This window comes from Mycobacterium sp. Aquia_216 (genome assembly GCF_026723865.1).
Lineage (GTDB): Bacteria > Actinomycetota > Actinomycetes > Mycobacteriales > Mycobacteriaceae > Mycobacterium.
In genome coordinates this window covers 1,704,985-1,731,904 of the sequence record NZ_CP113529.1, presented here as the reverse complement: position 1 = coordinate 1,731,904, position 26,920 = coordinate 1,704,985, and the positions used below count along the sequence as shown (strand labels likewise).

The following is a 26,920-nucleotide window of genomic DNA, read 5'->3' as shown; positions in this document are numbered from 1 at the left end:
GGGCGCCGTCGCCGGTGCCGGCGGCAGCAGGGCGAGCAGTCGCAAACGACGCACCTTGGTCCTCTTGCTCGAGTTGCCACGCTATGTCTTCGATAGAATGCAACCCATCGATTATCTGGTCCCTCGTAGGATCGACGTCTGGCCCAGGTCCGCCAACGCCGAGCATTGCCGGCCCATCCACCGGATCGGGCGTGACCACCCCCGACAGCGGCGTTAGGTTGGTCACGGCGTGGGCGGCGTCCTCGTCGACTTGTCGATACGCTTTGGCCGCGTTCCGCAGTGACTGACCGGCATCGCTGAGATTTCAGCACATATGGCAAGCGCCAACCGATGAATCGCCAACGTCGACCATGGGCCAGCTGGGCGACTCTTGGATGACGGCTCAATGTCACCGGAAACTAGCCTGACCCGAGTTCGCAGTAGCTACTCGCGGCAAAAAAGTCGAGTTGCTCAGCGGCGCTGAGCAACTCGACTTATTAGCTGGTTAAGCCGCCCGGTTATCGGCGTGGGCCGTCGCTTGTTCGGCCTGCTTGATGGCGCGCTTGTTACGACGCCAACCCCGAACGGTGGCAATAGCGGTCTTGAGCCCGCGCCGCCGGCCGGTCGCCGGATCGGTACCCCCAAATCCGGGCTCCAGTTCGGCGAACATCCGCTCGCTGCGGGTTTCCGGCGCGTTGTCGGCGCTGTCGAGCAAGTACTTGTTGGGCAACGACAGCTTGGCGATCGTGCGCCATGTCTTGCCGTACTGCACCAGGAACGATCCTGTGGTGTAAGGCAAGTCGTACTTGTCGCACACCTCGCGCACTCGCACCGAGATCTCGTGCAGCCGGTTGCTCGGCAGGTCCGGGTACAGGTGGTGCTCGATCTGGTGGCACAGGTTGCCGCTCATGAACCGCAGCAGCCATCCGCCCTCGAAGTTGGCACTGCCCAGCATCTGGCGCAGGTACCACTGGCCCTTCGTCTCGCCGATCATGTCGGTCTTGGTGAATTTCTCTGCGCCGTCAGGGAAGTGGCCGCAGAAGATCACCGCGTTGGCCCACACATTGCGGATCACGTTGGCAACGGCATTGGCCTTCAATGTGGACTTGTAGGTAGCACCGGGCGACAGCGAGGTCAGCGCCGGGAACGCGACGTAGTCCTTCAGCACCTGCCGGCCGGCCTTGGCGAAGAACTCTTCTGTGCGCTCCCGGGCTTCGTCCTGATCCATCCGCTTCTTCAGCATCCTGCCGATTTCCACGTGCTGAAGACCGACGCCCCATTCAAAACCAAGGGCCAGCAACGAGTTCCACACCAGATTGAAGAGGTTGTACTTCTTCCAGCGTTGATCGCGGGTGACCCGAAGCATGCCGTAGCCGACGTCGTCGTCCATCCCGAGAATGTTCGTGTACTTGTGGTGCACGAAGTTGTGGGTGTAGCGCCAGTGCTTGGACGACCCGCTCATGTCCCACTCCCACGAGGAGGAGTGAATCTCCGGGTCGTTCATCCAGTCCCACTGGCCGTGCATGACGTTGTGGCCGATCTCCATGTTCTCGATGATCTTGGCCACGCCCAGGGTCACGGTTCCGGCCCACCACGCCGAACGCCGCGAACTCGCGGCCAGCATCAGTCGGCCGCTCACCTCCAGCGCGCGCTGGGCGGCGATGGTGCGACGGATGTAGCGGGCGTCCCGGTCGCCACGCGAGTCTTCAATGTCCTGGCGGATAGCATCCAGCTCAACGCCCAGGCTCTCGATGTCTGCGTCGGTCAAATGCGTGAATACGTCGACGTCTGTGATCGCCATGGTTCTCACCTCCCGGCGTTAGTTCTGTGGTCAGTACCTACGCTATCGTAACCTACGACGCCGTAGGTTACCTATGAGTAGCGTCTAAATGTCGAGCACACAATCGCCGGAGGCGGCCGAGACGCAGGTCTGCACTCGACTCCCGGGCTCGTGTCCCTGCCCGGTACGCAGGTCACGGACGTGGCCTTCCACCAGGGGTACCACGCACGACTGGCAAATACCCATCCGACAGCCGAAGGGCATCTGGATTCCCGCGCCCTCCCCCGCGTCCATCAGCGATGTCGCGGCGTCCGCGGCCACCGTGCGCCCGGTTCGGGCGAACGTCACCGTGCCGCCGGCTCCCACGGGTGCGGCCTTGGCCGCTGCGAATCGCTCCAGGTGCAGCCGCCCGCTGAGGCCCGCGGATGTCCAGACCTGCTCGGCCTGGGCGAGCATCCCCTCCGGCCCGCAGGCCCACGTCTGCCGTTCGCGCCAGTCCGGCACCTCGTCGTCGAGCCGGGCGAGGTCAAGCCGGCCCTGCGCCCGGGTCTCGCGCACCTGCAACCGGTAACCGGGGTGAACCGATGCCAGCGCGGCCAATTCGGTGCCGAACATCACGTCCGATTTCGTGGGCGCCGAATGCACGTGCTGGATATCGCCAATTTGATTGCGACGCACCAATGTTCGCAGCATCGACATCACCGGCGTGATCCCAGACCCCGCGGTGAGGAACAGAACCGACGGCGGGGCCGGGTCGGGCAACACGAAATTGCCCTGGGGTGCGGCCAGCCGCACGATCGTCCCCGGCTCGACACCGGCCACCAGGTGCGTGGACAGGAAGCCTTCCGGCATCGCTTTCACGCTGATGGTCACGGTGCGCTCGGGGCCGGAGCCCGATCGCGCGACCGGGCTCGACGTCAGCGAATACGACCGCCAGCGCCAGCGGCCGTCCACCAGCAATCCGATCCCGATGTATTGGCCCGGCTCGTAGTCGAAGCTGAAGCCCCAGCCCGGCTTGATCACCAGGGTCGCGGAGTCCTCCGTCTCCCGGCGAACCTGCACGATGCGGCCCCGCAGTTCCCGCGCCGACCACAGCGGATTGGCCAGGTGCAGATAATCGTCGGGCAGCAACGGCGTGGTGATGCGCGCAGCGATCTTGCGCAGCGCATGCCAGCCGGGATGCCGCTCCGCTCCCACGACCGTGGGGCGCCTGGTCTCGACAACGTGTGCGGTGAGTGACTGATATTTCTTACCCATTAGGAAGCTCCTGCTCATGCAGCGGGGGTTTGGCTTCCGCTCGATTTTCGCCCGGGGCTTCCGCGCCCCGTCACAAAGGCTACGGTACCGTAAGTTACGGTATCTTTGCCAGGCTCGCGGGCGCGATTTCATCACATTCGGCGGCGCGTCGTTGCACTCACAGCAAGTCGAGCAGGAACGCCAGCTCCTGGTTCGCGTACCAGGCCAAATCGTGGTCCTGCGCGTCGCCGACGATCAGGTCGGCATCCTCATCCCCCAAGTCGGCGGCGTCGATCGCCTCAATCGCCCGCACGACAGCCTCCTCCGCGCCGGAGTTGTCGACGTAGGCCGCGATCACCCGGTCCATCGGGACGGGACCGGCCAGTCTGACCACCGCATCGTCGAGATCGGGACGCAAGGTGACGTCATCGACTTCGGCGGCCAGCACGACGCGTCGCGGCCGCGTCGGCCCGTCGGCTCCCCCGGCGTCATGGGCAGCCAACAGACGCAGCGAGGCCAACGCCGCCTCACGCAGCGCCACGTCCGAGAGTTCGTCGTCATCGCCCTCCGCATAGGCCTCACGCAGTTTCGGTGTCACCGCGAATGCGGTGCCGTTGACGGGCCACAACGAGCCATCGGCGACAAGCTGCTGCAGCATCGCCAACGTGGCCGGAATGTAGACCTGGATCGCACCAGCGCCCATCGCTAGCTCTCGATCAAACTGGCCGCGTAGTCGTCGACATACCTCGACAGCTCGCGCGGCGGGCGCTGGTAGTTACCGCTGACAACCGGACGTTCCGGCAGGTCGACCTTCGGCTCTTCGACATCGTGGTACTCGATGCTGGACAGCAGGTGGTGCATCATGTTGAGCCGCGCACGTTTCTTGATATCGGATTCCACGACGTACCAAGGGCTTACCGGCGTATCGGTGTGCACCATCATCTCGTCTTTGGCGCGCGAATAGTCCTCCCATCGATACACCGATTCCAGGTCCATCGTGGACAGTTTCCAGCGTCGGACGGGGTCGTTGCGGCGCGACCTGAAACGGCGTAGCTGTTCGGCTTCGGAAACCGAAAACCAGTACTTGCGCAGCAGAATCCCGTCATCGATCAGCATCTGCTCGAATATCGGAGTCTGTCGCAAAAACAGCGCATGTTCTTGCGGCGTGCAGAATCCCATGACTTTTTCGATGCCCGCGCGGTTGTACCACGACCGGTCAAACAGCACGATTTCGCCCTTGGCAGGCAGATGGGCGATATACCGCTGGTAGTACCACTGGCCGCGTTCCCGGTCAGTGGGTACCGGCAACGCGGCGATGTGGGCGGTTCGGGGGCTCAGGTACTCGGTGATCCGTTTGATGGCACCGCCCTTGCCCGCGGCATCCCGGCCTTCGAAGAGGACCACGATTCGTGCACCGGAATGCCGCACCCACTCCTGCAGCTTCACGAATTCCGTTTGTAGCCGGAATAATTCGGCCGTATAGACGGCATCGGAGAGCCTAGGTGCGGCCCGCGCAGCCGATTTCTTTTTCTTGGCCTTTGTCGGCGCGCCGTCGTTCGAGGTACTCACAGCAACGAATGGTATCCCCACACACCAATTTTCACCGCCAACAACTAGCGGGAAGCGTCGAGAAGTTCCTCGAGTGATTGCTTCAACAACGCCGGCAGCAGGTCGACGTCGCTCATCGCGTCGCGGTCTGCATTGATTCCGAAATACAGCGTGCCGTTGTAGGACGTCACACCAATGGCCAGCGCCTGATTGTGCAGCAGCGGCGGTACCGAGTAGGTCTCCAGCAGTTTGGTACCGGCGACGTACATCTGCGACTGGGCTCCAGGCGCATTGGTGATCAACAAGTTGAACAGCCGCGCCGAGAAGCTGGTCGCAACCCGGATGCCCATCGCGTGCAGGGTCGGTGGCGCGAAGCCCGACAGCGTCACAATGGTCCGGGCGTCGACCAGACGAGCGGCCGAGGGATTCGATTCGGTGGCGTGCGCAATCTGCGACAGCCGCACCACCGCGTTGCGCTCACCCACCGGCAGGTCGACCAGAAACGGAGTGACCTGACTGATCATCTGGCCGGGGCCCGTCGAATCGTGTTGGTCCTCGGCATAAACCGAAAGCGGTGCCATCGCCCGAATAGTCGCGCTCGATGACACCCCTTCCCCGCGGGACATCAACCAATTGCTCAACGCGCCGGTTATGACGGCCAGCACCACATCGTTGATGTCGCAGTCATAGCGTGCCCGCACCGCGCGGTAGTCCTCGAGACTTCCGCGGGCGACGGTGAACCGCCGATGGCGCGAAACCCTGGCGTTGAGGGGGCTACTGGGTGCGGTGCCGCGCGCGACGGTGCGCGCTACGTCGTAGACCCGGCGGCCCACGTTCAGCAGCTCGCCGTAGTTGGTGGCCAACCCGGCTACCGCGGAGCCGACCGCCTGCAGCTGCGTGCCCGGCCCCACCATCCAGTCGGTGAGCGCCCCCACCAGCAGCCGGGTCGAGCCGGGTTCTCGTTCCGGGATCCAGATGTCCTCGGGGAACGGCGCCGGATGCCGCGTCCGGTCGGCGATCACGTGGCCGATCTCCAGCGCGCTCATCCCGTTGATCAGCGCCTGGTGCGACTTGGTGTAGATGGCGACCCGGTTTTTGGCCAAGCCCTCGACCAGGTACATCTCCCACAGCGGCCGCGTCTTGTCCAGCGGCCGTGCGGCCAGCCGGGCGATCAGTTCGTGTAGCTGCTCCTCGCTGCCCGGCGAGGGCAGCGCCGAGCGCCGCACGTGGTAGGTGACGTCGAAATCGGCGTCGTCGATCCACACCGGCCGGGCCATGCCGACGCGCACTTCGCGGACCTTCTGGCGGTAGCGCGGTATTTGCGGCAGTCGGCGTTCGACGGCGGCCAGCACCGTCTCGTAGCTCAGTCCGGCGCGCGGGCGCTGCAGGATGGACAGCGATCCGACGTACATCGGGGTGGCGCTGTTCTCCAGCCGGTAGAAGGAAGCGTCCGCTGGGGACAACCGGGTCACCATTGCGGGCCTGGCCTCCTTGGTTTCCTTCGGGTTCTCGCCCACGGTAATCGTCGGCCAGGGCCGAACAAGGCGCGGGTACGCGCGATGTCGAATTGTGCGATGATGACCGGCAATTGAAAGACCAATTGTCTGTCACTCTCCTGCAGGCCGCTCGTTCACCGATGACTTGGAGAGTGCGCGTTGACCGTCAGTCCCGTAAACCCCGCTCACCGTGACGCTTTCGCCGTCGTTCCCGTCGTCGAGTACGAACCGCCGCCGCGAGATGTGTCGCGCAACGCCGCGCCGTGCCGGCAGTCCACCGTGGTACGCCGAGCCGGCGCCGGGCCGCGCCGGCCCTACACCAAGCGGGCCGTCCGGCGACCGGAACCGACGGCGTGGTCCGCGGCGATGCGCGAGGCGGCGATCTTCGCCGACGCCGCCTTGCGCCGGGTGCTGGAAGTCATCGACCGCCGCCGTCCGCTCACCCAACTCCGGCCGCTGCTGGTGCCCGGCCTGGCCGACTCCGTGCAGTCGGTCAGCCGGTCCGCCGCCGGATGCCAGGGCGCCGCGGTGTTGCGCCGGATGCGGCTGCAACCGGCCGGTTGCCGGGATCCGGAGAGCGCCGCCGAGGTGTTCGCCTCCTACAGCCGCGGGGACCGGATCCACGCCATTGCCGCCCGGGTGGAGAAGCTGCCCACCAGCACTGGAGTCCGGTGGCAGGTGGTTGCCCTGCACATCGGTTGACGCGCTAGACCGGTGATCCGGCTCCCTCGGGCGCCGGGGCGCCGGAGAACCGGGCCAGCACCGGACCCAGGATCGCCATCACGAACACATACGCCGTCGCCAGCGCGGCCACGGCGGGGATCGCCGCACCGGCCAATCCGATGATGATCAGCGAGAACTCGCCCCGGGCGACGAGTGCGGTGCCGGCGCGCAATTGCCCGCGGCGGGCCACGCCGTCGCGCCGGGCAGCGAAGATACCGGTGGCCACCTTCGTCGCCGCGGTGACCGCGGCCAGCATCAGCGCGACCGGCAGCATCGGGACCAGCTCCTTCGGGTCCACCTGCAGACCGATCGCCACGAAGAAGATCGCGGCGAAAAGATCCCGCAGCGGACCCAGCACCTTGCGCGCCCGTTGCGCGGTGCCACCGGTCAGGGTGAGCCCGACCAGGAACGCGCCGACGGCGGCCGAAGCGTGCAGCGATTCGGCCAGCGCCGCGACCAGCAGGGTGAGGCCCAGGACCCGCAGCAACAGCTGCTCGGAATCGGGATGCGCCACCAGCCGGCCCACGTGGTGGCCCCAGCGATAGGAGCCAGCGAACGCCGCGACGAGGGCACCGAGCGCCACGGCAACCCCGCCGACCGCCTCCAGCCAGGTGCCGCCAGAGGCGAGCACGGCGAACAGCGGCAGGTAGGCGGCCATCGCGAAGTCCTCGAGCACCAGCACCGACAGCACGGCCGGCGTTTCGCGGTTACCGAGCCGGCGCAGGTCCTCGAGCAGGCGCGCGATCACACCCGAGGAGGAGATGTAGGTGACGCCGGCCAGGGCCAGGGTCGCGATACCGTCGAAGCCCAACAGCCAGCCCGCCACCGCTCCGGGCGTGGCGTTGAGGACCGCATCGACACCGGCTGACGGCAGGTGGTGACGCAAGCTGGCGGTGAATTCCGTGGCAGAGAACTCCAGGCCCAGGGTCAGCAAGAGCAATACGATGCCGATGGGCGCGCCCGTCGTGACGAACTCGCCGGCGGCGGCCACCGGCCAGATGCCGCCTTTGCCCAGCGAAAGACCCGCCATCAGATAGACCGGTATCGGAGACAGCGCGAATCGCCGCGAAACCGCCCCCAGCACCGCCAGTGCGGTCAGGAGGGCGCCTAGCTGAAATAACAGCGCCCCCGAAACTTGCATTGGCTCAGCCTTTGTCGACGATCCGCTGGACCGAGGCGATGCTTTCGTCGGTGCCGATGACGATCAAGACGTCTCGCTCGCGCAACATTTCCGCCGGGCCCGGTGAGGCGAGCACATCCTCGTCGCGCACGATCGCGACAATCGACGCCCCGGTGCGGGTGCGAGCGTGGGTGTCACCCAACGGACGGTCGACGAACGGACTGCCCGGCTCGACATTGGCCTGGCCCGCCTCGAGGCCCGGCACTTCGCGGGTCAGCTCGGTGAACCGCTCGGCGATGCGGGGAGCGCCCAGAATCTGGGCGACGGTATCGGCCTCTTCGTCGGTCAGGTGGAACACCGGCCGTGCCTGGTCCGGGTCGTCGGAGCCATACAGGACGACGTCGAAGTCGCCGCCGCGCCGTGCGATGATGCCGATCCGGTCGCCCTTGTGGCTGACGAACTCGTACCGCAGCCCGACGCCGGGCAGCAACACCTCCTTGACATCCATATCCGCAACATACCGGGAACTCGCAACGAAATACCGCAAAGATTGCCGCCATACAGACCGACCTCATATCCCCCCCGCAAGCGGGTGGGGGTAACTCCCAGCCGCGCGGCGGTAGAGGGGCCGTGTCCGAGGACAAGCAGCAGGCGATGGTCACCAGCGCCTGCACCTTTCGGCGACGAAATGGGGATGTTTCTCGCGCGAGGGAGCGGCCAGCCGCACACTCGACGACGAACGGGCGGCCAGCCGCACGCTCGGCGACGGGGAAGCAGGCTAGCGCTTCTTGACCGACTTCGGCGGCTTGGCGCCCCGGCCTTGCTGCCGGGCGGCGGCGCGCCGCTCGCGCCTGCTGGCACCGGCGGGCACACCCGCCGGAGTCTTTTGTGCGCCACCGCCGTTGCGCTGGACCTCGGCCGAACCGTCCTCGGCCGGACCGGAATACGTCAGAGCCGGTGCCTCGTTGTCGATACCCTTGGCGCGCAACGTGCTTGGCGCCTGTTCACGCACCGCGGTGGGCGTCGGGGCGGAGGTGTCGTCCTGCTCTTCGGCGGCCGCGGCGGCAGTCGCGAATTCCGCCAGGCCCTCCGGCGCCTGCACCGGCGCGACCTGCGGAGCGGGCACCGCCTCCACGCTCACGTTGAACAAGAAGCCGACCGACTCCTCCTTCATGCCGTCGAGCATGGCCATGAACATGTCGTAGCCCTCGCGCTGGTATTCGACCAGCGGGTCGCGCTGCGCCATCGCGCGCAGCCCGATCCCCTCCTTGAGGTAGTCCATCTCATAGAGGTGCTCGCGCCACTTGCGGTCGATCACATTGAGCAAGACGTTGCGTTCCAGCTGGCGCATCGCACCTTCGCCGGCGATCTCCTCCAGTTCGGATTCCCTTGCGGCATATGCCCGTTCGGCGTCTTTGACCAGTGCATCCAGCAGCTCCTCGCGAGTGAGATCATCATGCTCGGAGTCCGCGTCCCGACGCGTGAGCGACTCGTGGTCGATCCCGACCGGGTACAGCGTCTTGAGCGCCGACCACAACGCCTCGAGGTCCCAATCCTCGGCATAGCCTTCGGTTGTCGCGCCGTTCACGTAGGCGGTGATGACATCACGGACCATGTCGAAAGCCTGCTCCTGCAGGTTCTCGCCCTCGAGAATGCGGCGGCGCTCGGCGTAGATCACCTTGCGCTGCTGGTTCATTACCTCGTCGTACTTGAGGACGTTCTTGCGGACCTCGAAGTTCTGCTGCTCGACCTGGGTTTGGGCGCTCTTGATGGCCCGGGTGACCATCTTCGCTTCGATCGGCACATCGTCGGGCAGGTTCAGCCTCGTCAACAACGATTCCAGGGCGGCACCGTTGAACCGGCGCATCAGCTCGTCACCCAGCGACAGATAGAAGCGCGACTCGCCCGGGTCACCCTGTCGGCCGGAACGACCACGCAGCTGGTTGTCGATGCGGCGCGACTCGTGGCGTTCGGTGCCCAGCACATACAGGCCGCCGGCCGCGATCACCTCGGCGGCCTCGGCAGTGGCCTCCTCCTTGACCTTCGGCAGTTCCTCGTGCCAGGCCGCTTCGTACTCGTCGGGCGTCTCCACCGGGTCGAGGCCCCGGGCCCGCAGTCGCTGGTCGGTGAGGAAGTCGACGTTGCCGCCCAGCACGATGTCGGTACCGCGGCCGGCCATGTTGGTGGCGACGGTGATACCGCCCCGGCGGCCGGCCACCGCGATGATGCCGGCTTCCTGCTCGTGATACTTCGCGTTGAGCACGTTGTGCGGGATGCGCCGCTTCTGGAACTGTCGCGACAGGTATTCCGAGCGCTCGACGCTGGTGGTACCGATCAGGACCGGCTGGCCCTTCTCGTAGCGTTCGGAAACGTCGTCGACCACCGCGATGTATTTGGCTTCCTCGGTCTTGTAGATCAGGTCGGACTGGTCTTCGCGGATCATTTCCTTATTGGTGGGGATGGGGATCACGCCGAGCTTGTAGATCTCGTGCAGCTCGGCCGCCTCGGTCTGGGCGGTACCGGTCATCCCGGCCAGCTTGTCGTAGAGCCGGAAGTAGTTCTGCAGCGTGATCGTGGCCAGCGTCTGGTTCTCGGCCTTGATCTCGACGTGCTCCTTGGCCTCGATGGCCTGGTGCATGCCTTCGTTGTAGCGACGACCGATCAGCACGCGACCGGTGAACTCGTCGACGATGAGGACCTCGCCGTCGCGGACGATGTAGTCCTTGTCGCGGTTGAACAGTTCCTTTGCCTTCAGGGCGTTGTTCAGGTAGCTGACCAGCGGTGAGTTGGCGGCCTCGTACAGGTTGTCGATGCCGAGCTGGTCCTCGACGAACTCGACCCCGAGTTCGTGCACACCGACGGTGCGTTTGCGCAGGTCTACCTCGTAGTGGGTGTCTTTTTCCATCAGTGGGGCCAGCCGGGCGAACTCGAGGTACCAGTTGGACGCGCCGTCGGCGGGTCCGGAGATGATCAGCGGCGTGCGTGCCTCGTCGATCAGGATGGAGTCCACCTCGTCGACGATGGCGAAGGTGTGTCCGCGCTGCACCATGTCGTCGACCGAGTGCGCCATATTGTCGCGCAGGTAGTCGAAGCCGAATTCGTTGTTGGTGCCGTAGGTGATGTCGGCGTTGTAGGCCACCCGGCGCTCGTCCGGGGTCATGTTCGCCAGAATCACCCCGACCTGCAGGCCGAGGAAGCGGTGCACCCGGCCCATCCACTCGCTGTCGCGTTTGGCCAGGTAGTCGTTGACGGTGACGATGTGCACCCCGTTGCCGGCCAGCGCGTTGAGATAGGCCGGCAATACACAGGTCAGGGTCTTGCCCTCACCCGTCTTCATCTCGGCGACATTGCCCAGGTGCAGGGCGGCGGCACCCATCACCTGAACGTCGAACGGGCGCTGGTCCAGCACCCGCCAGGCGGCTTCGCGAGCCACCGCGAATGCCTCGGGCAGCAGGTCATCGAGTTCTTCGCCCTGTTCGAGTCGCTTCCTGAACTCGTCGGTCTTGGCTCTCAGCTCGGCGTCGGAGAGTTTCTCGACGTCGTCGGACAAGGTGTTGACATAGTCGGCCACCTTCCGGAGGCGCTTGACCATGCGACCTTCACCAAGGCGCAGCAACTTCGACAGCACAGCTAGGTCCCCTGTTGGTAGGAGTCTTCTTCTTTCGAGCGACTCCCATGGTAGGGGACGACCCCGTGATGACCGGCGACGCGGCGATCGCGAGCGCGGCACTGCCGGGCGTAGCGGGTCGCCGCCTGACGACCCGTCAGGAGAGCCTGATCAGTCCGTAGTCATAGGCGTGACGGCGATACACGACGGATGGCCTCTCGGTTTGCTTGTCGTAGAACAAGAAGAAGTCGTGTCCGACGAGTTCCATCTCGTAGAGCGCGTCGTCAACCGACATCGGGGTGGCTTCGTGTTCTTTGGTGCGCACCACCCGCCCCGGCTGATGGTCTAGATCGTCGTCGCGGGCGTCGTGTTGGTGCGGCTCCGCGTTGTCGCGGAAGGCCTTCTCCGGCGGCGGCGCCACCGCGGTGGCCTCGGCCAGGGAAACCGGGGTCTTTTCGCCGTAATGCACCTTGCGGCGATCCTTGCCGCGGCGCAGCCGGCTCTCCAGCCGGACCACCGCGGACTCGAGCGCGGAATAGAAGCTGTCGGCACACGCCTCGCCGCGGACTACTGGCCCACGGCCCCGCGCGGTGATCTCCACGCGCTGACAGGACTTACGTTGGCGACGGTTGCGTTCATGCTTGAGTTCGACGTCGAAGAGGTAGATGGTTTTGTCGAATCGTTCCAAGCGGGCGAGTTTCTGCGAGACGTACACCCGGAAGTGATCCGGAATCTCGACATTGCGCCCCTTGAAGACGACCTCGGCGGTGGCTGTCGGTTCTTGCGTATCGATTCCGACCGGAGGTTCGTCCAGAAGCTGAGTGGAATCCACGGTTAGCCTTGACATACGTGACAACTCATTTCTCTTTTCACGTCGCACGCGCCCTGCGTGCCGGCTTTCTCCAGAAAGCGCCGACGGGGTGGGAGCGGTCTAGAAGAGTGACCGCCGCAGGCAGCCCGCCGGTGCAAGGTGTCGATTACTCACCCCCTCCGCAAGTGGCGTCTCAACCTGGGCAATCGCGGCCCGTGAATCGGAACCAGCGGGTCCCGAAGAGTTGTTGAAGGTTGTCCTCGACGTTAGCTCGTGTTCGCCTCGCCGTGCCACCGATTTGACGAACCCGTAGCGAGTTCTTCACGTCTTCTTGGCAATTTCACTGGTTTACGCCGAGATTCGCCGATTCAGGCGACTGCGATCGCCAACACCGCGCTGACCCGAACTCCGGCCGCGGACAGAATCCGTACCGACTCACCCGCGGTAGCGCCCGTGGTGACGATGTCGTCGACGAGCAGGACCTCGGTGTGCGGCCGCCGGCCCCGCAGCTGCACCCGGCCCGCGACATTGCGTTCCCGCTCGGCAGTGCCCAGGCCCACCGAGTCGCGGGTCAGCGCCTTCATGCGCAACGCCGCCACGACAGTGACGTCCGGGTGTCGGGCGGTCGCAGCCGCCGCCAACCGGGTGACGGGATCGCCGCCGCGCCGGCGCGCCACCGAGCGCCGGGTCGGCGCGGGCACGATCGTCAACGGGGTTTCGATGATGCCCCAGGACAGCAGCCGGTGTACGCCGACCGCCAGCGCCTGGGCCAGCGGCGCGACCAGGTCGGCGCGCCCGCGCTCCTTCACCGCGAGAATCGCCTGGCGACGGGCACCGGCATAGCGGCCGAGCGCAAACACCGGCGCGCGCGGGTCGATGCGCGGACTGATCAGGTGCGGTTCGTCGGGCTTGACGACCAGCTCCGTGGCGCACGCGCCGCACCAGCGGGTCGACGGCACCCCGCAGCCTCCGCATTCCAGCGGCAGGATCAAATCGAGCACGACGTCAGTGTCGCCGGTAGGGGTGACATCACCCGTCCGCGCGGCCCCGCCATCCGTTCGTCTTCGCGATGACGGACAGCTTGGTGCCCATCGACTTCGGCATTGACGAGGACCTAAGAAAGTCATCCGTCGGTTGGGTCCGGGGCGTGGCGACGGTGTCCAACATGTAGGCCGCCTACCCGCCGAACGCGTCGGTCACCGAACCCGCTGCCGGGTCGACGTCTAGGCCTAGAGCCACGCTCTCTCGTACGCCGCGCCGGCCGTCAGCCCGCCAGCTCTTGCACGATGTCGGTGGCCGAGCCCGCTCGGACATTGCGGAAAGCAGCGCCGGTCCACATGCCGACACCGTGTGGGTCGCCCAGCTTCACCGCGGCCGCCTGGATGGGGCCGGTGATCATGGCGGCGTGGGGAAACCCGAATATCGCGTGAGCGTCGTGCTTGTCGACGAATCGATTTCGCAATGCACGTGCGTACCGCCCGGTGAACGCTCGCGTCATCACGGTCTCGGTGAACTGCGGATCACGCAATGCCGCGCGGTGCACCGGGTTGGTGCCGGCTTCGTCGGCGAGCAAGAATGCCGTGCCAAGCTGCACCGCGGTGGCGCCGAGATCGCGCGCACGTCGCACAGCCGCTGGAGTCCCCAATCCCCCGGCCGCGACGACAGGGCAGTCGAAGCAGGCGACCAGCGTTGGGACCAGATCGTCGAGAGGATCGCCGGGGGGCGTGGTGCGCGCGTCGAACGTGGCCCGATGCCCACCCGCATCCGGACCCTGCGCCACCAGCGCATTCGCTCCAAAGCTGATCGCGATCAACGCTTCTCGAACAGTCGTCACCGTGGCGAGAGTCAGGATGCCGGCGTCACTGAGCCGACGGCAAGCCGCCTCGCTCGGCGAACCGAAGGTGAAGGAAACCACCTCCGGCCGCAGATCGCACACCACATCGAGCTTTGCCGCGTACTCGTCGTCATCATCGTGCGGTTCACCCAGCGCGACGCCGTAGTGTTCGGCCTCGTCCTCGAGCGCTCTCGCGAACGCTTCCAGCTCTTGGCTGGCGGCCAGCGGAGCTTGCGGCACAAACAGATTGACTCCCAGTGGGCCGGATGTCAGCCTGCGTGCCGCGAGGATCGAGTCGGCCAATTCTTCCGCGGATATCATGCCCCCCGCGAGAAATCCCAGACCGCCGCCATTGGAAATGGCGGCGGCCAACGCCGGCGTCGACGGACCGCCCGCCATCGGCGCGCCGAGCACTCGAACACCCAGATCTCCCAACGCAAACCGATCAAACACCACAAACCTCCCCCATACGTACCCTTCGCACCTGACTAAGGGCCTGCCCGTCGACGATGACGATGCTGTGGTCCTCCAGACGTATCCAGCCGTTGGCCTCGAATCCACGTAACGTCGCTGCGATCGACTCCGGATCGACGCCGGCGAGACGCGAAAAGTCGTCCGCGGTGAGATCGTGCACCACCCGCACGACGTCACCGTCCTGCTGGCCAAAGCGTTTCCTCAGGTCCAACAACCGGCTCGCGACGCGACCCTGCGCGTCGGCGAACGCGAAGTCGACCAGCGAATTCGTTATCGCTTTCACCCACCGCGCGAACAGACGCAGCACCTGATCGCAAACCTCCGGGCGTTCGGCCATCCACGTCAGGAGCTGGTCGCGGGCAATCGGCACCGCCAGCACGTCGGTGAGCGTGGTCATGCTCATGTCTTGCGGTCCGGGATCGAAAAGCGCTATGGCGCCGAAGATTTCCGATGGTCCCAGAATCCTCAGCACGATCTCACCACCGTCGCGGCGCTGGTAAGAAACCTTGACCTTTCCGGAGATGATCACGTAAACGCAGCCCCCGAAGTCGCTATGAGCGCCCATGACACACCCAGCAGAGATGCGCTCGGGATGCAGCGCCTTGGACAAGGCGGTGACTGTGTCGGGACTCGTCCTGCTGAATATTCCGGACGCGATCAGCGCGCCGTGCGCCTCGCCATGCTCCGGGCCCGGCGGCGCAGCTGAACTCTCGGTTGCGACCAACGGCTGCGCATCCGACACTTTTCCGTCGTGCCGCTTCTTGTCTAACCCCAGCCCGATGAGGCTGGTCGTCTCCCACCACAACAACGCGACCGCCATGAACATCGGCGCGAGAGCGATCGCAGCGGGACTATGCACGCCCTTAACGCTATGCGGGACAACGCAAATAGGGTAGCCGCCGGGCGCGGCCTACAGGACAGATTGCGTCGCCCACTCGCCGAGCCACCGCACGCACAGTTCTAGCCAAAATGCGCAAGCGGCGCTCTCCCAGATGCCCGCGGCCACCGGCGAGCGTACTCTCAACAGAGCATGACCCACCGACGGCCAGCTGCCACTTCGGATGGCAGTGCAGGGATGACGGCGAAAGCGCTCGACGACTTCGCCGTCCTGTGCTGCCGCGAACCCCACGTCACATTGCGCAGCAATCCAGATTCGTTTTCCCTCGGCCAACGCGCGGGTCGCATCGGTCCGGTCATTCTCTCCCAACTCGTTGTCCGAACCGACACGTCGCTGGATTGCGGTGAGCGATGCAGCGGGTACCGCGTCAACGTCGTGCAAGCGGGTTGTTTCGAGTCGACGCACCGGGGTTCGTTCCATCGCGCGGGGCCGGGCACTGTCGGTGTGTACCAACCGGAGGGTCACACCGCGGCGCGATGGACGGCGGGCACCCGGATGCTAGGGGTGAAGCTCGATCGCAGCGCTGTCGAAGATGCGCTGAGCGACACGCTGGGCCGGCAGGTGACGTCGCAACTCGATCTTGCACCGTTCATGCCGACCACGACGGCAGCGGGCCGCGACTGGATCAACATGTTGTTGCTGTTCTACACGCAGATCTCCCGTCCGGATGGCCTGTTCACTCAGCCGTTGGTCGCATTGCCGTTCGCCGACAGTCTGATCCGTGGATTCCTGCTGGCCGTCGATCACCCCGACCGCGATGCCGTCGCGGCAGACGCGCTCCAGCCGGCACCGCGCACTATCCGCGCCGCGCTCGAGATCATCGACACGGAGGCGCACCTGCCGTTGACGGTCTCGGCGCTCGCCGCGCGGACCCACGTCAGCGCCCGCTCGCTACAGCAGGGCTTTCGCAGTCATCTGGATGTTTCACCTATGGAGTATCTGCGGCAAGTGCGGCTGCGCCGAGCACACCAGGAATTGCTCGATTCGGACCCCTCGTCGGTCACCGTGTCCGCGGTCGCCTACCGATGGGGCTTTACCAATCCGGGACGATTCGCCGCCGCGCATGCCAAGCAGTACGGCGAGTCTCCGTCGGAGTCCTTGCGCCGCACACAATTCCGCGCGCCCAGAAATTCCTCCCGGCTGAGTAGCCGAGCCTAGCTCCGCCGCACCGTTCTGACCTGAACCCGTTCTTCGGCGGTGAGGCGGTGGAATGTCCTGCGGCGCAAGGTCTCCGTCGGCGTCTCGCGGTAACGGGCGGAGTGCGCCGCGGCGAACCTGCCGAGATTGCTGAAGCCCCATCGGTAGGCAACCGAAGCAACCGTCACCGTCGAGGGATCCGACCTCAGCAGCGTCTGGTGTGCTCGGCGCAGCCGGACCTCGCGCAGATATGCCATCGGCGACGTATCGAGGTGGCGCTGGAATCCCTGTTGCAGCGTACGGACACTGATGTGGGTACGCGTGGCGATCGACGTCAACGTCAACGGCAAATGCGCTTCTTCTTCGATGATTTCGATTGCGGAACGAATCGCACGCGGCGCAAACAGCCGTACGTCTTTCGTCAGAGCCTCACGATGGGGATGATCGGCAGCCAGCAGAAACCCGCGGACCAGGCTGTCGACGAACGGCAATCCGACCAGCGGTTGAGTTAGCACGCTGTCGGGCCGGAAGACCTGGTCCTTGAACAGAGCCATCATATTGATCCAGGTTCGGGTCGTGGCCGAATCGGTTGACATGACCGGCATGAAATCGGGCTGAGACATCACCTGCCAGCCGAGTGCATCGCTGAGCGCATCGTGGACCGCGGAACACTCGAGCTTGAAAGAGATCAATCTGCTGCCGGCGCCCCATCGCCCCACGACGCGTCCCTGCGGGGGATATACCATGGCACAACCGGGCCCGCCGGTGAAGGTGAGGTTGCGGTATCGCCCCTCGGCGCGTCCCGACCGCAGCACAACGATTCGGTAGGCGCCACACGCCTCGCCGGCATCCAGCGCCAGTTCCGACCCGATGGCGACTTCGGTCACGGTCGCCGCACCGATTCGGCCCACCCGGTGGGACAACGAGAATGAGTCGGGATCGTTCAACAGATGCATGTGGAGTCGGCCGCAGCACACCGTGGCAAAGTCTTCGAACTTCTTCGCCTGCTTCCAGATATGTACATCCGAAGCGTCCGCTGTCGGTAGTTGCGTCACTCGGTCGCCTTCCTCCCCCCAATCCACTGATGTCCCTTCCGCACCCACGCACCAACAAGCTAACGTTGCTGAACTCGAGGCCGCCATGCTGCGCTTGGGGCCGTGCGCAATCCGGCCGATCAGCTGCGTAATCAGGCTAGCCGAGCCGGGGGCTCGCCACTACGGTCTAGCGTGGGTATCGTGCCGAGCGACCCCTTAGTCGAGACCGGAAGGGTGCCCTTGATCGGCATGGAATCAGTTCCTGTTCAGCGCTTTTCGGATCAGCAACTTGGCACGTTGGACGCTCGGCTGGCTGGTGACATCGTGCACTGTCGACACCCGGAGTATCAGCAAACCCGCCGCATCTGGAACGCAATGATCGACCGCCACCCCGCAGTGGTCGTCCGCTGCCACACCGATGCCGATGTCGTCATCGCAATCGAATTCGCGCGTGAGCACGCCGCTCCCCTCACCGTCCGAGGCGGCGGCCACAGCGTCGCAGGGCATTCCATGATCGATAACGGTGTCGTCATCGATCTCGGCCGGATGCGCCAGGTCACCGTGGACCCCGAGGCGAGGACCGTACGGGTCGGTGGCGGCTGCCGGCTCGCCGATATGGACCGGGCGACGCAGATCCACGGTCTGGCAACGCCGGCCGGTGTGATGTCAGAGACCGGGGTGGCCGGCCTGGCACTGGGCGGCGGCACCGGCTGGCTGACCCGAAAGTACGGCCTCACCTGCGACAACCTGATTTCGGCGCGAGTGATTTTGGCCGACGGCAGCGCCGTCCGCGCCAGCGTGAACGAGAATCCTGACCTGTATTGGGGCCTGCGCGGCGCGGGAACCAACTTCGGCGTCGTCACCGAGTTCGAGTTTGCAACACACGTTGTCACCCAACCACTTCCGGTCGGCACCGCGCTATATCGCCTGGACCAGGCGGCCGACGCGATCGCACACTACGACCAGATGATGCGAAGCGCGCCCGATGATCTGAAGGTCGTGGTGTATCTGCGGCGCGCCTTCGCCGAGCCGGGTGTGCCCGACGATGTGGTCGGCGCGCCGGTGTGCGTGATGGTCAGCGTGTGGACCGGCGACGCCGCGGATGCCCCATCGATCAACCGGGAACTGTTCAGCGGTGCGCCACAAGTGTTCTCAGGCATTCAGGCGACGCCTTTCCTCCAACTGCAATCGGTCAACGATGGCTTGCTCGGCGCCGGCGCCTGCAACTACACCAAAGGCGGTTATCTCGGTGAAATCACCGGCGACTGTATCGGCGCGTTGATCGACTCGGCGCAACGGCTGCCTTCAGAGATTTCGGTGCTGGAGATCTCTTACCAGCACGGCGCCCAGGATCGGCCGGCCGAAGACGACACCGCGTTTCCGGATCGTCACGCCGATCACTTTTTGAATGTGCTGACCCGGTGGCACCCCGACGACGACGGCCGGCCCCATATCGATTGGGCACGAGAAACTTTCGCAACGACTTCCAACTGGCACAGTGGCGGAATCTACTCGAATTTTCTGGCCTACGACGACGACGCTTGCGTGCGGGAAGCCTACCGCAACGGCAAGTACGAGCGTCTGGCCAGAATCAAGGCCAGATACGATCCGGACAACATCTTCAACAGCAACCCGAACATTGTTCCCGCCAACATGATTGAACGGCACGCCTAACGTGCACCTGGGTATGATTCCTGATGACCCGGCGGAATGGAAGGCACTGGCGTCCCGCCAACTACCGTTGCCATTCTTCGGAACCCACTACGCAATGGCCCTTGCGCGCGCGATCATGGCCGCGACCAAACTCGGCGTGTTCGAGTCGTTGAGCCGGGAGGCGGCGACGCCCGCCGAAATCGCCCGGCGGTGCGGGACAGACACTGTCGCAACGCAGAAGCTGCTAGTCGCCCTGGCCGGGTCGGATTACCTGCAATATTGCGATGGCCGGTACACGTTGACGCCGAACGCGCGCACCTGGTTGCTGACGGGAAGTCCCCGCTCGATAGTCGACGTGGTGCTGTTCGCGTTCGACGAATGGGAGCTCATGACGCACGTCGAAGACTATGTGCGCACCGGTGTCCCCCTCGAACTGCACCAGACCATGACCGGTGTGCAGTGGGACCACTACCAAAGATCCATGCGGGCCCTGGCCGGCCTGACGGCGCATGAAGTCGCGGAAGTCATCCCGGTGCCGAGCGGCGCCACCGACATGATCGACGTCGGCGGCTCGCACGGCCACTACTCGGTTGCGCTGTGCCGGCGTCATCCCCACTTGCGTTCGGTGGTCCTGGACCTGCCCGAAGCGGTCCGGGTTTCGGCGCCGCTGTTGGCCACGGAGCAGATGGGCGCTCGCGTAGCCCACCTCGAAGCCGACGCGCTGACCCACGATTTCGGTGTCGAGTCCTACGACGTGGTGCTGCTGTGCAATCTCGCACACCACCTCAGTGCGGCCGAGAACGCCATGCTGTTCCGGCGATTGGGGCGGGCACTGCGACCGCGCGGTGTCTTTGCGATGATCGAGCCCTTGCGACTCGAACCAGGTTACGGTGCAAGCCAATTCGCCGCACTCAACGAGCTGTACTTCGGGGTCACCAGCCGATCCGGGACTTGGACCGCGAGTGACACCGCGGGATGGCAGCGTGATGCGGGACTGCAGCCCGCAGCCGAGCCGGTCACGCTGAGCGGCGGCGATATCGGCCTACAGATCGCGACGAAGATCTAGCGGTTATCCCGGCAGCACCGGAGCGGCGCCACCGGTCATCAGGCCCGGCACGTCCGACCAGGTCTGCTGGCTTTCCGAAGCGGACGCCGAATACTGCAGCACGCCTTGCGGAGCGGCGACGTAGACGGTCGACGGGTTGGCCGCGATCGCGGTCAGCGGAATCTGCAAACCGTGCGCGGGCGCGTCGGAGTTCACCCCGTCAAGGTTCACGTACGAAACCGGATGCGCAAGGTCATTGCGCGTTACCACCATGTCGTCGCCGGTGCGCCAGTACAAGGACACCACCGTGTTGCCCAGCCCGAAACCCAACCGCCGGGGGTAAGTCAGCGCGTACTGCCCGGCCTGCGTCTGCTCGACACCGGCGAGAATGACCTCGCCGCCGATCACCATCGCCGCCCGCGTGCCGTCCCGGGACAATTGCAGGTCGGTGATCGGCCCCGGGAATTTGCTCGCCAACGCCCCGGAATCCACCGGGAGGCGCGCGGGTTGTCCGGACGCCGGTTCCTGAATGGCCCGCAGCACGTTGTTGCCGTCCACCACCACCCAGACCGCGTCGTCCAGCGACCAGCTGGGACGCGACAGGCTGTGCCCGTCGGCGGATTGCACCGCCTCGCCACCGAGATCACCGATCCACAGCGACTCCGCCATGTCCGGGGCGCCGCGGTGCAGGGTCACGACCGACGCCACCTGCCGCCCGCTGCGGGACAACGCAGCGAGCGTCTGGTCACCCATCCGGCCGAAGGCGCCGGGCACCGTGGTGGAATGCTGCCCGTCCAGGCCGACCAGCGATCCGTTGATCAGCGCGTGCAGCCCCGCGCCGGCACCGTCGGCCACGCCCGGGTCGGTGGCGGCGACGTCGGAGGTGGTCCACCCTTCGGCGAACCTGTCATCCAGCGGTGCCCCGTCGGCGTTGATCACATACGGGCCCCGGATGTCGGCTCTGGCCAACGTCCAAATGATCTGTGCGGCAAGTAGTTGCCTACTGTGCGGATCGGTGGTGGAGAGCTTCTGCAAATCGATGCGTGCGCCGCCGTAACCGCGCCCGATCCCGTTCTTGCCGCCGTCGGCCCGGGTCACCGGCCCCCGCAGCCGCAGCGGCGGGGCGAGCAGGTTGCGGACGGTGTGAGCCATCTCGGGCCTGGGTCCGGCCAGCAGCTTGGACATGAGTTCGGTGGCCAGCTGATCGTGATCGGCGACCGCGACATAGCGCGGGTCGGGTACCACCGTCTTCCCGGTCGGGTCGGCGAAGTACAGGGTGTTGCGCTTGTAGGTCGCCTGAAACTGTTGCCAGTCCAGGAAAACGCCATTGGGCAGCTTGTCGATCCGCCAGCCGCCGGACGTCTTGACCAACTCGATCGGTCCCGGGTCGGGCAGTATCCCCTCGGCCGTTTCAAAAACCCCGACGTCGGACAGCGAGCCCAGGATGTCGGCCCGCATGGTCGCCGAAACCCGTTCGGCGCCCCGGGTTTCGACGAACACCACGTGGTCGATCAGCAGCGCGCTACCGGCGTCATCCCAGGCATTGGACGCCGACTGGGTGAGGAACTGCCGCGCCGCCAAATGCCGGTTGGCCGGATCGGCTGTGGCCTTGAGGAATTCGCGCAGCAGCACGTCGGGATCCATGCCGGGGGTCGGCTTGGGCAGGTTCGACGGCGCCGGACGTTCGACGGTGCCGATGGCTTGCGGCGCCGACGTGCTGGGCACTCCCGCACAGCCGGCGAGCAGCATCGCCAGCAGCGCGACGTAAAGCCGCCGCATCACCCGCCCCTCTCGGCGTGCTCATGTTGGCGCGGCCGCTCTTTGCCCGATGGTTGACCGGGCGCCCCGTCCGGCGGTGCCGGCTGCGGAATCGGTTTCATCGGCAACGGACTGGTCGTGACCTTGTGACCGCGGATCATGGGAAGGGTCAGCCGGAAGCAGGCACCCTGACCGGGCTCGCCCCACGCCTCCAGCCGGCCCTGGTGCAGCCGCGCATCCTCGACGCTGATCGCCAACCCCAGCCCGGTGCCCCCGGAGCGCCGCACCCGCGACGGGTCCGACCGCCAGAACCGGCTGAACACCAGCTTCTCCTCGCCGGGCCGCAGCCCGACCCCGAAGTCACGGACCGTGACGGCGACGGTGTCCTCGTCGACCCCCATCCGGATCCGCACCGGTTTGTGCTCGGCGTGGTCGATGGCGTTGGCGATCAGATTGCGCAGGATGCGCTCCACCCGCCGCGGATCCACCTCGGCGATCACCTCTTCGTCGGGCATGTCCACCAGCAGCTCGATGCCGGCGTCCTCGGCCAGGTGGCCCACATTGCCCAGCGCGCTCTGCACCGTCGTGCGCAAATCGACTGCCTCCACGGACAATTCGGCCACACCGGCGTCGTGCCTGGAGATCTCCAACAGGTCGCTGAGCAGCGACTCGAAGCGATCGAGCTCGTTGACCATCAGCTCGGTGGAGCGCTGCAGGGTGGGGTCCAGTTCGGAACTGTGGTCGTAGATCAAGTCGGCGGCCATCCGCACCGTGGTCAGCGGAGTGCGCAGTTCGTGACTGACATCGGAGGTGAACCGACGCTGCAGGTTGCCGAACTCCTCGAGCTGCGTGATCTGCCGCGACAGGCTCTCGGCCATGTCGTTGAACGACACCGCCAGCCGCGCCATGTCGTCTTCACCGCGCACCGGCATCCGTTCGGACAGATGCCCCTCGGCGAACCGTTCGGCGATCCGCGATGCCGAGCGCACCGGCACCACCACCTGACGCGAGACCAGCAGCGCGATCCCGGCCAGCAACACCAGCAGCACCGCGCCGCCGGTGATCATCGTGCCGCGCACCAGCGTGATCGTGGCTTGCTCGCTGGCCAACGGAAAGATCAGGTACAACTCCAGGTTGGCCACCTGCGACGACGCCGGCGTACCGATGATCAGCGCGGGCCCCGAGAAGCCTTCCGTGTGCACCGTGGCGTACTGGTAGGCCGCCTGCCCGGCCTTGACGAAGCCGCGCAACGAGGCCGGCACCTGATCGACCGGGCCGGCCGAGGTCGCGGGCCGCGGGCCGTCGCCCGGCACCATCAGCACCGCGTCGAATGCGCCGGCGAAACCGGCGCCCGAGGCCGGGTCGGTTTTCGACGTCAACGTGTTACGGGCCAGCTGCAGGCTGCTGTCCAGCGAGCGCGTCTCCTCGCCGTTGACGATCCCGCCGACAGTGGTGCGCGCCCGGTCGATCTGCTCGATACCCGCCTTGACCTTGACGTCAAGCACCCGGTTGGTGACCTGGCTGGTCAGCACGAAGCCGAGCGCCAGGATCACCGTCAACGACAGTCCGAGAGTGAGTGCCACGACTCGCAGTTGCAGCGAACGGCGCCAGGCAACGCCGACGGCTCGACTCAACGCACTCATGCCCCGAGTCACGGGGCCGGTGCGCCCCCAGCGGTGACCGTGAATACGTCGCCGCGAGCCCCAAATCAATGGCGCTGCTCCTCACCGTCGCGACGTCTTACACCGGCGCCGACAGTGCATAAGCGCCGCTCCTCAGCATCGCTGCGCTCTGCATCGTCGCCGGCGCGGATCACGGAGGTCCGGCCTTGTAACCCACTCCTCGAACGGTCAACACCACAGTCGGGTTCTCCGGGTCCTTCTCGACCTTGGCCCGCAGACGCTGGACGTGCACATTCACCAAGCGGGTATCCGCTGGGTGGCGATATCCCCACACCTGTTCGAGCAGCACATCACGAGTAAACACCTGACGCGGTTTGCGTGCCAGCGCTACCAGCAGGTCGAACTCCAGCGGCGTCAGCGAGATCTGCTCGCCGTTACGAGTGACCTTGTGCGCCGGCACGTCGATCTCGACGTCGGCGATGGAGAGCATCTCGGCGGGCTCGTCGTCATTGCGACGCAGCCGCGCCCGCACCCGGGCGACCAGCTCCTTGGGCTTGAACGGCTTCATGATGTAGTCGTCGGCCCCCGACTCCAGACCGAGCACCACATCGACGGTGTCGGTCTTGGCGGTGAGCATCACAATCGGAACGCCGGAATCGGCGCGCAACACCCGGCATACATCGATGCCGTTCATGCCGGGCAGCATCAGGTCCAGCAGCACCAGGTCGGGCCGCAGCTCGCGCACCGCGGTCAGAGCCTGCGTGCCATCACCGATGACCGCAGTGTCGAAACCCTCCCCACGAAGAACGATGGTCAGCATCTCCGCAAGCGAAGCGTCGTCATCGACGACCAGAATCCTTTGCCTCATGGCGTCCATGGTGTCACCAGATCGGGACAAAACTCGGGCGCCACACGGGCGTTTCTTCTTCGATAAGGGCGAATCGTGACAAATCTGTGCTATTCGCGGCTTATTTGGAGGTCAAATCGGCCGCCAAGCGCCCCGGATCGACGTCCGCATCGACCACCAGCCACCGCCCGCCCCAGCCCGCGTCGGCGAGTCCGGCGTACACCGCACGGGTGCGCTGCTGAAGCCCGTCGTCGCGTTCGTAGCTGTCGCGTGGCCGCAGCGGATCGGTCTCGGCCCGGCGACGGGCCCGCTGTCCGGCCAGCTCGGCGGACACCCCGAGCAGCACCTGCCAATCGGGCGCGGGCAACCCGAGCCGCTGGAACTCCAGCGCGTGCACCCAGGCGGCCGCTTCTCCTGTCGCGTCCTGATGCAGGCGCGCGGCGCTATAGGCCGCGTTGGAGGCGACGTAGCGATCGAGAATCAGCACGTCGTGGTGGCGCGTGAGCCGCTCGATGTCCTCGATCGCGCCGGCGCGATCGAGCGCGAAGAGCATCGCCATCGCGAACACCGATGACGCGAGGTCCCCGTGCTCGCCGTGCAGCGCCTCGGCCGCGATGTCGGCGGTCACCGACTGCCCATAGCGCGGGAAGGCCATCGTGGCCACCGACCTGCCCGCGCGCTCGAGAGCTGCCTGCAACCCTTCGGTCAGCGTCCGCTTGCCGGAGCCGTCGACGCCCTCGATCGCGATCAGCACGCCGCGAGCCCGAAGCTCGTCAGTAGCGGTAGTGGTCCGGCTTGTACGGGCCTTCGACGTCGATGCCGAGGTATTCGGCCTGCTCCTTGGTCAGCTTGGTGAGGGTGCCACCCAGCGCCTGGACGTGGATGCGGGCCACCTTCTCGTCGAGGTGCTTGGGCAGCCGGTACACCTCGTTGTCGTACTCGTCGTTCTTGGTCCACAGCTCGATCTGGGCGATCGTCTGGTTGGCGAAGCTGTTGCTCATCACGAACGACGGGTGCCCGGTGGCGTTACCCAGGTTCAGCAGCCGACCCTCGGACAGCACGATGATCGACTTGCCGGAGTCGCCAAACGTCCACAGGTCGACCTGCGGCTTGATGTTGAGCCGCGTGGCGCCCGAGCGCTCCAGCGCCGCCATGTCGATCTCGTTGTCGAAGTGACCGATGTTGCCCAGGATGGCGTGGTCCTTCATCGCCTTCATGTGCTCGAGCGAGATGATGTCCTTGTTGCCGGTGGCGGTCACGACGATGTCCGCGTCGCCGATCGCCTCCTCGACCGTCACGACGTCGAAGCCCTCCATCAGCGCCTGCAGCGCGTTGATCGGGTCGATCTCGGTGACGACGACCCGGGCGCCCTGGCCCTTGACCGCCTCCGCGCAGCCCTTCCCGACGTCGCCGTAGCCGCAGATGAGGACCTTCTTGCCGCCGATCAGCGCGTCGGTGCCGCGGTTGATGCCGTCGATCAGCGAGTGCCGGGTGCCGTACTTGTTGTCGAACTTGGACTTGGTCACCGAGTCGTTGACGTTGATCGCCGGGAACGCCAGGTCACCGGCCGCGGCGAACTGGTAAAGGCGCAGCACGCCGGTGGTGGTCTCCTCGGTGACACCCTTGACCGACTCGGAGATCTTGGTCCACTTGCCCTTGTCGGTCTCGAACCGGCTCCGCAGCAGGTTCAAGAAGACCTTCCACTCCGCGGAGTCGTCCTCCTCGGCGGGCGGCACCACGCCGGCCTTCTCGTACTGCGCGCCGCGCAGCACCAGCATGGTGGCGTCGCCGCCGTCGTCGAGGATCATGTTGGCGGGCTTGTCCGGGTCCGGCCAGGTCAGCATCTGCTCGGCGGCCCACCAGTACTCCTCGAGCGTCTCACCCTTCCAGGCGAACACCGGAACACCCTTGGGCTCCTCCGGCGTGCCGTGCGGACCGACGACGACCGCGGCCGCCGCGTGGTCCTGCGTCGAGAAGATGTTGCACGAGGCCCAGCGCACCTCGGCGCCCAGCGAGGTCAGCGTCTCGATCAGCACCGCGGTCTGCACGGTCATATGCAGCGAGCCCGAGATCCGGGCCCCCTTCAGCGGTTGCACCTCGGCGTACTCGCGACGCAACTCCATCAGGCCGGGCATCTCGTACTCGGCCAGGTCCAGCTCTTTACGGCCGAACTCCGCAAGCGACAGATCGGCGATCTTGAAGTCGATGCCGTTACGAACGTCGGGCGTCAGCGAGCTTTCGGTCATGGCGTGTCTGTTCCTTCTGCGGCTCAGGGGGCTCAAGGGCAACGAGCGGACTACGTGGCTTTCGTTAGCTTG

21 protein-coding genes and 1 pseudogene are annotated in these 26,920 nt (G+C 65.8%); 4 read left to right on the top strand and 18 right to left on the bottom strand.

The window, feature by feature from the left end; genetic code table 11:
* Positions 1-484 precede the first annotated feature (484 nt).
* From OK015_RS08195 to OK015_RS08175, 5 genes are all read right to left on the bottom strand, one after another.
* On the bottom strand, positions 485-1,780 hold the full coding sequence (locus tag OK015_RS08195; RefSeq protein ID WP_268130600.1) for a fatty acid desaturase family protein: 1,296 nt from the start codon (positions 1,778-1,780) through the stop codon (positions 485-487).
* An 84-nt stretch (positions 1,781-1,864) separates the two neighbouring features.
* Entirely contained in the window at positions 1,865-3,016 is a 1,152-nt protein-coding gene (locus OK015_RS08190) for a ferredoxin reductase (RefSeq protein WP_268130598.1), read from the bottom strand.
* A gap of 157 nt (positions 3,017-3,173) precedes the next feature.
* Positions 3,174-3,698 carry a DUF6912 family protein gene (locus OK015_RS08185; RefSeq protein WP_268130597.1) on the bottom strand — a complete coding sequence of 175 codons (525 nt, stop codon included), beginning with the start codon at positions 3,696-3,698 and terminating at the stop codon, positions 3,174-3,176.
* A gap of 2 nt (positions 3,699-3,700) precedes the next feature.
* Entirely contained in the window at positions 3,701-4,564 is an 864-nt protein-coding gene (gene ppk2 / locus OK015_RS08180) for a polyphosphate kinase 2 (protein ID WP_268130596.1), read from the bottom strand.
* A 44-nt stretch (positions 4,565-4,608) separates the two neighbouring features.
* On the bottom strand, positions 4,609-6,018 hold the full coding sequence (locus OK015_RS08175) for a WS/DGAT/MGAT family O-acyltransferase (protein WP_268132532.1): 1,410 nt from the start codon (positions 6,016-6,018) through the stop codon (positions 4,609-4,611).
* Between the two features lie 180 nt (positions 6,019-6,198).
* Here OK015_RS08175 and OK015_RS08170 point away from each other — a divergent pair, with 180 nt between their 5' ends.
* The gene (locus OK015_RS08170; protein WP_268130595.1) at positions 6,199-6,741 is read left to right on the top strand and encodes an Rv3235 family protein; all 543 of its coding nucleotides are present in this window, start codon (positions 6,199-6,201) and stop codon (positions 6,739-6,741) included.
* Between the two features lie 4 nt (positions 6,742-6,745).
* Here the strand turns inward: OK015_RS08170 and OK015_RS08165 are convergent, their stop codons facing one another.
* The 7 genes from OK015_RS08165 to OK015_RS08135 all read right to left on the bottom strand — a co-directional run bounded on the left by OK015_RS08165 (position 6,746) and on the right by OK015_RS08135 (position 15,467).
* Entirely contained in the window at positions 6,746-7,903 is a 1,158-nt protein-coding gene (locus tag OK015_RS08165; RefSeq protein WP_268130594.1) for a cation:proton antiporter, read from the bottom strand.
* A 4-nt stretch (positions 7,904-7,907) separates the two neighbouring features.
* A complete protein-coding gene (locus OK015_RS08160; protein WP_268130593.1) occupies positions 7,908-8,390 on the bottom strand; it encodes a cation:proton antiporter regulatory subunit in 483 nt (160 codons plus the stop codon).
* Positions 8,391-8,660: 270 nt separating this feature from the next.
* Positions 8,661-11,510 carry a preprotein translocase subunit SecA gene (secA, locus tag OK015_RS08155; RefSeq protein WP_268130592.1) on the bottom strand — a complete coding sequence of 950 codons (2,850 nt, stop codon included), beginning with the start codon at positions 11,508-11,510 and terminating at the stop codon, positions 8,661-8,663.
* A gap of 136 nt (positions 11,511-11,646) precedes the next feature.
* Positions 11,647-12,321 carry a ribosome hibernation-promoting factor, HPF/YfiA family gene (gene hpf, locus OK015_RS08150; RefSeq protein WP_442791277.1) on the bottom strand — a complete coding sequence of 225 codons (675 nt, stop codon included), beginning with the start codon at positions 12,319-12,321 and terminating at the stop codon, positions 11,647-11,649.
* A 347-nt stretch (positions 12,322-12,668) separates the two neighbouring features.
* Entirely contained in the window at positions 12,669-13,301 is a 633-nt protein-coding gene (locus OK015_RS08145; protein ID WP_268130588.1) for a ComF family protein, read from the bottom strand.
* Positions 13,302-13,564: 263 nt separating this feature from the next.
* Positions 13,565-14,533 carry a nitronate monooxygenase gene (locus tag OK015_RS08140; protein WP_268132530.1) on the bottom strand — a complete coding sequence of 323 codons (969 nt, stop codon included), beginning with the start codon at positions 14,531-14,533 and terminating at the stop codon, positions 13,565-13,567.
* Between the two features lie 46 nt (positions 14,534-14,579).
* Positions 14,580-15,467, bottom strand: coding sequence for a Crp/Fnr family transcriptional regulator (locus OK015_RS08135; protein ID WP_268130586.1), 888 nt, complete (start codon positions 15,465-15,467; stop codon positions 14,580-14,582).
* Positions 15,468-15,683: 216 nt separating this feature from the next.
* On the opposite strand from OK015_RS08135, the gene OK015_RS08130 reads away from it, so the two are divergent.
* Entirely contained in the window at positions 15,684-16,664 is a 981-nt protein-coding gene (locus OK015_RS08130) for an AraC family transcriptional regulator (RefSeq protein ID WP_268130584.1), read from the top strand.
* Here OK015_RS08130 and OK015_RS08125 read toward each other — a convergent pair.
* Positions 16,661-17,698 carry an AraC family transcriptional regulator gene (locus OK015_RS08125; RefSeq protein WP_268130582.1) on the bottom strand — a complete coding sequence of 346 codons (1,038 nt, stop codon included), beginning with the start codon at positions 17,696-17,698 and terminating at the stop codon, positions 16,661-16,663. The genes OK015_RS08130 and OK015_RS08125 overlap by 4 nt on opposite strands.
* A gap of 228 nt (positions 17,699-17,926) precedes the next feature.
* Between OK015_RS08125 and OK015_RS08120 the strand changes: the two genes are divergently transcribed.
* Positions 17,927-19,351, top strand: a complete 1,425-nt coding sequence (locus tag OK015_RS08120) for an FAD-binding oxidoreductase (RefSeq protein ID WP_268130580.1) — start codon at positions 17,927-17,929, stop codon at positions 19,349-19,351.
* Between the two features lie 13 nt (positions 19,352-19,364).
* Positions 19,365-20,396, top strand: coding sequence for a class I SAM-dependent methyltransferase (locus OK015_RS08115; protein ID WP_268130579.1), 1,032 nt, complete (start codon positions 19,365-19,367; stop codon positions 20,394-20,396).
* A 3-nt stretch (positions 20,397-20,399) separates the two neighbouring features.
* Here the strand turns inward: OK015_RS08115 and lpqB are convergent, their stop codons facing one another.
* The 5 genes and pseudogenes from lpqB to ahcY form a co-directional block, all read right to left on the bottom strand.
* A complete protein-coding gene (lpqB, locus tag OK015_RS08110; RefSeq protein ID WP_268130578.1) occupies positions 20,400-22,154 on the bottom strand; it encodes an MtrAB system accessory lipoprotein LpqB in 1,755 nt (584 codons plus the stop codon).
* Positions 22,154-23,845 carry an MtrAB system histidine kinase MtrB gene (mtrB, locus tag OK015_RS08105; RefSeq protein ID WP_268130577.1) on the bottom strand — a complete coding sequence of 564 codons (1,692 nt, stop codon included), beginning with the start codon at positions 23,843-23,845 and terminating at the stop codon, positions 22,154-22,156. The genes lpqB and mtrB overlap by 1 nt, the downstream gene beginning before the upstream one ends.
* Before the next feature lie 100 nt (positions 23,846-23,945).
* Positions 23,946-24,632 carry a two-component system response regulator MtrA gene (mtrA, locus tag OK015_RS08100; RefSeq protein WP_067925378.1) on the bottom strand — a complete coding sequence of 229 codons (687 nt, stop codon included), beginning with the start codon at positions 24,630-24,632 and terminating at the stop codon, positions 23,946-23,948.
* Between the two features lie 84 nt (positions 24,633-24,716).
* Positions 24,717-25,356 (bottom strand): annotated as a pseudogene (locus OK015_RS08095) (dTMP kinase); the annotation flags it as partial.
* Positions 25,357-25,375: 19 nt separating this feature from the next.
* Positions 25,376-26,848 carry an adenosylhomocysteinase gene (gene ahcY / locus OK015_RS08090; protein ID WP_268130570.1) on the bottom strand — a complete coding sequence of 491 codons (1,473 nt, stop codon included), beginning with the start codon at positions 26,846-26,848 and terminating at the stop codon, positions 25,376-25,378.
* Positions 26,849-26,920: the final 72 nt, after the last annotated feature.